Raw genomic sequence first — 8,079 nt, forward strand, 5'->3', positions numbered from 1 at the left:
GCGCCGCCGGCCGCCCGGCTCACCATACCGGCACGTTCACGCGCGATCGCGCAGCGTCTCCGACGGCCGCTTGCCGAACAGGCGTCGGTAATCGGTCGCGAACTGGCTCAGATGCCAGAAGCCCCACGCCTCCGCGACGTCCTGCACCGAGCCGGCCGCGCGCCCGCACAGGTCGCGCCGCGCGCCGTTCAGCCGCAGCGTGCGCAGGTAGGTCGCGGGCGCCATTCCCAGCACGTCCTGGAAGCAGTACTGCAGCGTGCGCCGACTCACGTGCAACTGCTCGCACAGCTCGGGCACGCCGACCGGACGCGTGCGGTGCGCGAGCACGTAGTCGCGCGCCTGGTCGACGATCCAGCGGCGCGTCGACGGCGCGGCGCCGCTGCCGTCGTCGGCCGGTTGCGCGCACGCATCGAACAGCGCGGCCAGCACTTCGGCCTGCAGGTCGTCGCGCTGCGCATCGGGCAGCGGGCCGGCCATCGCCACCGCGCCGTCGAGCCGGCGCCCGAGCAGCGCGCACAGGCGCGCGAGCCGCGCGTCGCCGACCTGCATCACGCGCTGCGTGAACAGCCGCTCGTCGAGCGCGCGGTGCTCGACTTCCTCCGCGTAGCGACGCAGCACGTCGCCGCGCACGACGACGCCGTAGATCGAAAACTGCGCGGGCGTCACGAGTTCGAATTCGACGTTGCCGGGCCGGAACGCGAGCGCGCCGGGGCCGATGCGGCATGCATCGACGCGCGCCGAGCCGTCGCACACGAGCGGGATGCCGAACCAGTACGCGTCGCCGCGCACTTCGCACGCCTGGCGCAGCAGGTGGCTGGTCGATTCGCGAAACAGCTTCATCGTGTCGAGCGGCAGCTCGGTCAGCGTGCCGACGAAGCGGCCGGCCGCGAGCTGGTCGTAGGTTTGCCGCCAGCCGATCAGGTTGCGCGCCTGCTCGTCCGCATCGTGCGCGACGCTGACGACGGCCTGCCCGGCGAACGCGTCGTCGCCCTGCGCGCTGCGCCGCGTGTCCTCGGCGGTCGGTTCTTCCGTATACGCCACGTGTTGCTCCATCGTGTCCTCCCTCACCTGCGCGGAACCCTGCGTATCACGCAAGTCCCGTGCCGAACCGCACGGCCCGGCGAGCAAGCCGCCATTCCACGCTGTCCGGCCGATGCTCGCCATGCGGGCGCACCCGAAGGCGGCATGCCGCGCACGCCGCCGGTGCGATCCGCGCGGCGACCGCGCATGCGCGCCGCCGCCCGCGCCCGGCCACCGGCTACCGGGCCGGCTTCAGCCGCACGACCCGTGTGCCGCAATTGCCGTATGCCTGCGCGATCGCCAGTTCGACGATCGCGCTGTCCGCCGCCCACGGCGCCGCGTCCGCTTCCGGCAAATCGGCGCGCAGCGTGGCGCGACCGTTGATCCGGTAGCGCAGGCCGCGCACGACATCGACGAACAGCAATCCGACGCCCCGGCCATCGCAGGCGGCCGCGTCGATCCGGCCGCCATCGCCGTCAGGCGCGGCCGGCAACGCGAACCGCAGCGTCTTGGTATCGATCACGCGCACCACCGGCAGCAGGTCGCCGTTCGCGTCGCGCCGGCTCTGCACGATGTCGCAGGTCATCGATGCGCCGACGCCGGAGGCCATGCCGACGAACATGAACGGCTGCGATTCGACGAACTGCCGTACGCCGACGGTCAGCCGCGTGGTCACGACGTCGCTCATCCGCTCGGCTTCGTCGGCGACGCCGAAGCGGTGTTGCGCGTCGAGTTCGCCCGGATGGAATACCGGGTGACGTGGAAAGGATCGGGGCAGGTCTGCCATGCTGGTTGTCGTCGCACGCGTGGGCGCACCGGGCGACCGCGAGCCCGCGACGACCGGAATCGTTAGCGGCGCCGGCTGCGCGGCAAAGCGCGACCGACGCCGACTGTCGAACAAGGAATCGAACCGCGCGAAGTGCCGGGCCCAACCGGCCCCGACACTTCGCCACGGACTACGGCGATCAGAAGAACCCGAGCGCCTCGGCCTGGTAGCTGACCAGCAGGCACTTCGTCTGCTGATAGTTCGACAGCGCCATCTTGTGCGTCTCGCGGCCGATGCCCGACTGCTTGTAGCCGCCGAACGCCGCGTGCGCGGGGTACAGGTGGTAGCAGTTGGTCCACACGCGGCCGGCCTCGATCTCGCGGCCCATCCGGTACGCGCGCGTGCCGCTGCGCGTCCACACGCCCGCGCCGAGCCCGTAGAACGTGTCGTTCGCGAGTTCGATCGCTTCCTGCTCGTCCTTGAACGTCATCACCGACGCGACCGGCCCGAAGATCTCTTCCTGGAACACGCGCATCTTGTTGTTGCCGAGCAGCATCGTCGGCTTCACGTAGTAGCCCGTGCCGAGGTCGGCGGCCGGCGCCGTACGCTCGCCGCCCGTCAGGCATTGCGCGCCTTCGCCGCGGCCGATGTCGATGTACGACAGGATCTTGTCGAGCTGCTGCTGCGACGCCTGCGCGCCGATCATCGTCTGCAGGTCGAGCGGGTGGCCGGACTTGATGCGCTCGACGCGCGCGACGGCCTTCTCGATGAAGCGGTCGTAGATCGATTCCTGGATCAGGATCCGCGACGGGCACGTGCACACTTCGCCCTGGTTCAGCGCGAACATCGCGAGCCCTTCGAGCGCCTTGTCGAGGTACGCGTCGTCCTGGTCGAGCACGTCGGCGAAGAAGATGTTCGGGCTCTTGCCGCCCAGTTCGACCGTCGACGGGATCAGGCTTTCGGCCGCGGCGCGCAGCACGTGCTTGCCGACCGGCGTCGAGCCCGTGAACGCGATCTTCGCGATCCGCTTGCTGGTCGCGAGCGCTTCGCCCGCTTCCTTGCCGAAGCCGTTCACGATGTTGATCGTGCCGGCCGGGAACAGGTCGCCGATCAGCTCCATCAGCACGAGCACCGACGCGGGCGTCTGCTCGGCCGGCTTCATCACCACGCAGCAGCCGGCCGCGAGCGCCGGCGCGAGCTTCCACGCGGCCATCAGCAGCGGGAAGTTCCACGGGATGATCTGGCCGACCACGCCGAGCGGCTCGTGGAAGTGGTACGCGACGGTGTTGTCGTCGATCTCGGAGATGCCGCCTTCCTGTGCGCGGATGCAGCCCGCGAAGTAGCGGAAGTGGTCTACCGCGAGCGGCAGGTCGGCCGCCATCGTCTCGCGCAGCGGCTTGCCGTTGTCGATCGTCTCGGCCACGGCCAGCAGCTTCAGGTTCTTTTCCATCCGGTCGGCGGCGGCGAGCAGCAGGTTCGAGCGCTCGGCCACGGACGTCTTGCCCCACTTGCGGCGCGCGGCATGCGCGGCGTCGAGCGCCAGTTCGATATCGTCGGCGCCGGAGCGCGGGATGCGGCAGAACGGCTGGCCGTTGATCGGCGACACGTTCTCGAAATACTCGCCCTTCACCGGCGGAACCCACTTGCCGCCGATGTAGTTGTCGTATTGCTGACGGTACGGGTATTCGACGTCGAGGCCCAGTTGTTTCAGGTCAAACGGGTTCATACATGTCTCCTGTTCATCGTGCTTGTGTGAGTAGAGCGCCGGTTGGAATGCGCTGATCCCGTTCATGCAACATGCGTGCCAAACGGAACGGGCGGGAGCGGGCGCACGTCGATCGCGGCCGGCGCGGGTTCGCACCGTGCGGTGTTCACGTCCGCAACACGGCCGGTGTACCGATTCTGAACACCGCGATTGCGCAGCGATGGGGCCGGTGTTCGGAATTTCCACAGTGCGCGGCGGCGCGCTGCCCGCAAACGCGCGCCGCGCCGCGTGGCATGTCGCTTGCGTGCTTGTCGCGGATTCACACGCCACGGCGCACACGCCGACCGACACCATGAACGATCGCGGCCCGCTGACCGACGACGCCATCGCATTCATCCGCGAGCAGGCTTTCCTGATCGTCGCGACCGCCGATGCGGCCGGCAACGCCGACTGTTCGTACCGCGGCCGCCAGCCGCGCGCCGACGGCTCGTTCGCGCCGCTCGTCGATATCCCGGACCGCCGCACGCTGGTGCTGCCCGACTTCGCGGGCAACAACCTGCTCAACACGATCGGCAACCTGCTCGTGAATCCGGCCATCGCGCTGCTGTTCGTCGATTTCGTGCGTCAGACGACCTGGCTCGTGCAGGGCCGCGCGACGCTCGACGAGGATGCGCAAGCGCGCGCGCATCTGTGGCCGGATGCGTTGCGCTATCTCGTGATCGATGTGGAATGCGCGCAAGCTCGCGCGGAGGCAGGGCTGCCGCCGCTCGTGCTGGCGTGACGCGCGGCGGGTGAGGCTTTAACGAGCGGACGATGCGGGCACGGCGGCGTCGGCCTGCGCGGGGCCGTCTACTTCATCGCCCGCTTCGTCGACAGCCGGCCGCCCGCCGAGAAACCCGAACACCACCACCGCGCACAGCACCGTGACGACGGCCAGCGCGATCAACAGCCGGTCGAATGCGTGCGCGTAGCTCGCGATCAACGCCGCACGACCGACGCCCGGCAACGCGACAGCCGCGCCCGCGAGATCGCCGGTCGCGAGCCGCGCGGCGGCCCGCAGCGTCGCGTCCGGCGTGCCGGCGGCCCCTGCCGCCTGCGCAAGCCCCGCTTGCGCGAGCGCGGCCAGCACCGCGCCGACGATCGCCAGCGCGATCCCCTCGCCGGCCACGCGCGTCGTGCTGAAAATGCCCGTCGCCATCCCCGCGCGCTCCTTCGGCACGACGCTCACCGACAGCCCGTCCATCAGCCCCCACGGCATGCCGGCGCCGATGCCGATCGCGAGCATCGGCGCGATCGCCGCCGGCCCCGCGCCGCCGCGCAGCGCGATGCCGAGCCACACGAGCCCGCCCGCCGCGACCAGCAGCCCGAGCCCGGAAATCACGCCGGCCGACAGCCAGCGCGTGAGCGTCGCCGCGACGAGCGGCACGACCAGCATCGGCGCGGAGATCGCGAGCATCAGCCAGCCGGCGTCGATCTCGCTGAAGCCGTCGATGCCGATGAAGCGCAGCGGCAGCACGACGAGCAGCACGATGTAGCAGCAGCAGGTCGACACCGGCAGCACCTGCACGCCGACGAAGCGCGCGATGCGAAACAGCGACAGGTCGAGCATCGGCCGCGCGACGCGCGTCTCGATCGTCACGAACGCGCACGCGCCGAGCGCCGCGCCGGCCAGCAGCGCGATCACGAGCGGGCTCGACCCGCCGCGCGCGGGCGCCTCGATCACGCCGAACGTGAACAGCGTCAGCGCGGCCGTGAACGCGATCGTGCCGGGCCAGTCGAGCCCCGTCGCGTGCGGATCGCGCGACTCGTGCATGCGCGGCAGTCCGAACGCGAGCGACAGCACGCCGGCCACCGCGCCCGTCACGAAGATCGCGCGCCAGCCGTAATGCCCGATCAGTCCGCCGGCGAGCACCGGCCCGAACGCGAGCCCGATCCCGAACGTCGTGCCGAGCAGGCTGAACGCACGCGTGCGCGCCGCGCCGTCGAATTCCTGCGCGAGCGCGGCCGTGCCGCCGGCCAGCGCCGCGGCCGCCGCGAGCCCTTGCGCGGCGCGCAGCAAATCGACCGCGAGGATCGACGGCGCGAACGCGAGCGCGACCGACATCAGCGTGAAGCCGCCGACGCCGATCGCGAACAGGCGCTTGCGGCCGAACTGGTCGGCCAGCGCGCCCGACGCCATCAGGAAACTGCCGAATGCGAGCATGAACGCGTTGGTGATCCAGTTCATCGCGACCGGGCTGCCGTGCAGGTCGCGGCCGATCGCCGGCGTCGCGACCGCGCCGCCCGAAAACGACAGCGGCAGCGCGACGGCGGCCATGCAGACGGCGGCCAGCACCCATGCGCGCCGGCGCGCCGCGTGGGCCGAAACGGCTGAAACAGGGTGATCCATCATCGCTCCTCGAAAAAGCCGGCGCGGATGCGCCATCAGAGCGACAAAAGATAAATCGGATTCAATCCGCGAAAAACCACGCGAAGCTCCGCAGATAACGGACTACAATTCCGCAATTGCCCCGCTAGCGTGCGTCGTCCGCACACCGTTCGATTCGATGGAAAACCTCACCGGCATCGTCGCGTTCGTCCGCGCCGCCGAAGCGCTGAGCTTCGTCGCGGCCGGCCGCGCGCTCGGCATTTCGGCGTCGGCGGTCGGCAAGACGATCGCGAAACTCGAGCAGTCGCTCGGCGTGCGCCTGTTCAACCGCACGACGCGGCGCGTGACGCTCACCGACGAGGGGCGGCATTTCTACGAGCGCTGCCAGCGGATCCTCGAGGATTTCCGCGACGCGGAGGCGACCGTGACGGCGTCCGCGCAGCGCCCGCGCGGCAAGCTGCGCGTGAGCCTGCCGGTGATCGGCTACCGCTTCCTGCTGCCGGTGCTGCCCGAATTCCGGCAGCGCTATCCGGACGTCGAGCTCGATCTCGATTTCAACGACCGGATGGTCGACGTCGTCGAAGGCGGCTTCGACGCGGTGATCCGCAGCGGCCCGCTGTCGGATTCGAGCCTGATGTCGCGGCGGCTCGGCCCGTTCGCGTTCGTGCTGTGCGCGACGCCCGCGTATCTCGCGCAGGCCGGCACGCCGCGCACGCCGCGCGAGCTCGACGCGCACGACTGCGTACGCTACTGCTTCCCGACCACCGGCAAGCTGCAGGACTGGGCGCTCGCGGCCGACGACGGCACGCCGCTCACGCTGCGCACCGCGATGACCTGCAACAACATGGAAGCGCTGCGCGGCGCCGTGCTCGCGGGGCTCGGCATCGGCTACATGCCCGACTTCCTCGCGCGCGACGCGCTCGAACACGGCGCGCTCGTCACCGTGCTCGACGACTACCGGATCGCGCCCGGGCAGTTCTCGATCGTGTGGCCGTCGAGCCGGCAGTTGTCGCCGAAGCTGCGCGTGTTCGTCGATTTCCTGTGCGAGCGGCTGTTCAGGTAGCGTTCAGTCCGGCGCCAGTGAATCAGGAACGCCGATGCGACGTCATACGTCGCCGTTTCGGGCCGCGCGCATCTGCCGCTTCATCGCACGGTCATACGCCTCAAAACGCTGCCACGCATCCGCTGTGCGCACATGGGGCCGTTCCCGATGTGAACTGATCCACCACGGCTTGCCTCGATGCTCATACCAGCGCCACACCGCCGCCTGCGCAATCTCGTGTTCCCGGTCAGGACACACGCCGTCGACGACATCCTCTATATGAAAGATGCATGCGAGATGCCATCGCCATCGATCGCACAGTTCGTCTGCGATCAGCCCCACCGTGAAGCCCAGAAAGATCAACGCGTATTGCAAAGGGGTTGCCGTACCCAGTACTGCCGACGCATGCCCCTAACTCGCAGTCATCCAGACGGCACACGCCAGCAGCGAGAGCCACCACAACGCCACGAACCGGGGAATGCCGAATTGCCGAAATGCCTTCATCGCTGCTTACCCGTATTGGCGCCACACGTCGTCGGCATAGAGCCGCTGTGCGAGGATGCGCCAGCCACCACACAAGATCACGACGACAACCATGACACTGGTGAACACCGTTTCGAACGTGCCCCACGCCTTGTCGGGGGACAGCAGCATCCCGAATACCCACATCGCCACACACGCGACGAGTTCGACGGCTGGGAACAGGTTGTACTCGTAGTCCGTCTTCCACGGCGCGTCCACGCTCGGCAGCTCCTTGACGACAAGATTGAGCGCGACGCCGCCCTCGTGAGGCAGTGCGACAAGCTGCGCCCCCTGACCATATAACGCCATCTTGCCGGCCAGCGCCTGAAGGACCCAGCGCGCGACCGGAGCCTGCGGACCAATCGCCGGATCTAGCGCATGCGCTTCAATCTTCAGATCGGCATCCCTGACCGCGCCCAGCGTCGCATGTTGCGCGAGCCCCTTGAGCCGGCTATGCCAGAAGTGACGGATACGCTCGCGTGGCGCCTGCGCCGCGTTGAGCAGCAACGCCAGCGACCTATCGACCTGATCGGCTTCCCCGACGACCTGACGAAGTAGCCAAGCCTGCCGCTTTAGCTCTAATGCCGTTCAGTTAAGGTTCTTTCTGAGGAACCGGACAGCATAACGAGCAGGACGGGACTTGACGGCCCGATCGC

General features: G+C 69.1%; 8 protein-coding genes. 2 read left to right on the forward strand and 6 right to left on the reverse strand.

Annotated features, from left to right (window positions below; translation table 11 throughout):
- Positions 1–36: 36 nt before the first annotated feature.
- The 3 genes from J8I33_RS25960 to J8I33_RS25970 all read right to left on the reverse strand — a co-directional run bounded on the left by J8I33_RS25960 (position 37) and on the right by J8I33_RS25970 (position 3,512).
- Complete coding sequence (locus tag J8I33_RS25960) at positions 37–1,053, reverse strand: helix-turn-helix domain-containing protein (protein WP_209939402.1); 1,017 nt, start codon at positions 1,051–1,053, stop codon at positions 37–39.
- Between the two features lie 205 nt (positions 1,054–1,258).
- Positions 1,259–1,807, reverse strand: a complete 549-nt coding sequence (locus J8I33_RS25965; protein WP_209939403.1) for a hypothetical protein — start codon at positions 1,805–1,807, stop codon at positions 1,259–1,261.
- 178 nt (positions 1,808–1,985) lie between these two features.
- Entirely contained in the window at positions 1,986–3,512 is a 1,527-nt protein-coding gene (locus J8I33_RS25970; RefSeq protein ID WP_050015884.1) for an aldehyde dehydrogenase family protein, read from the reverse strand.
- 331 nt (positions 3,513–3,843) lie between these two features.
- Here J8I33_RS25970 and J8I33_RS25975 point away from each other — a divergent pair, with 331 nt between their 5' ends.
- The gene (locus J8I33_RS25975; RefSeq protein ID WP_050016022.1) at positions 3,844–4,272 is read left to right on the forward strand and encodes a pyridoxamine 5'-phosphate oxidase family protein; all 429 of its coding nucleotides are present in this window, start codon (positions 3,844–3,846) and stop codon (positions 4,270–4,272) included.
- An 18-nt stretch (positions 4,273–4,290) separates the two neighbouring features.
- Here the strand turns inward: J8I33_RS25975 and J8I33_RS25980 are convergent, their stop codons facing one another.
- Entirely contained in the window at positions 4,291–5,880 is a 1,590-nt protein-coding gene (locus J8I33_RS25980) for an MFS transporter (protein WP_209939404.1), read from the reverse strand.
- Positions 5,881–6,037: 157 nt separating this feature from the next.
- Here J8I33_RS25980 and J8I33_RS25985 point away from each other — a divergent pair, with 157 nt between their 5' ends.
- Positions 6,038–6,922 (forward strand): LysR family transcriptional regulator, encoded by an 885-nt coding sequence (locus tag J8I33_RS25985; protein ID WP_050015880.1) that lies wholly within the window; start codon positions 6,038–6,040, stop codon positions 6,920–6,922.
- Between the two features lie 42 nt (positions 6,923–6,964).
- On the opposite strand, the gene J8I33_RS25990 is transcribed toward J8I33_RS25985, so the two are convergent.
- Complete coding sequence (locus J8I33_RS25990) at positions 6,965–7,276, reverse strand: hypothetical protein (protein ID WP_209939405.1); 312 nt, start codon at positions 7,274–7,276, stop codon at positions 6,965–6,967.
- Between the two features lie 135 nt (positions 7,277–7,411).
- Positions 7,412–7,930, reverse strand: coding sequence for a hypothetical protein (locus tag J8I33_RS25995; RefSeq protein ID WP_209939406.1), 519 nt, complete (start codon positions 7,928–7,930; stop codon positions 7,412–7,414).
- Positions 7,931–8,079 lie beyond the last annotated feature (149 nt).

The organism is Burkholderia sp. AcTa6-5, from assembly GCF_017815075.1.
Lineage (GTDB): Bacteria > Pseudomonadota > Gammaproteobacteria > Burkholderiales > Burkholderiaceae > Burkholderia > Burkholderia sola.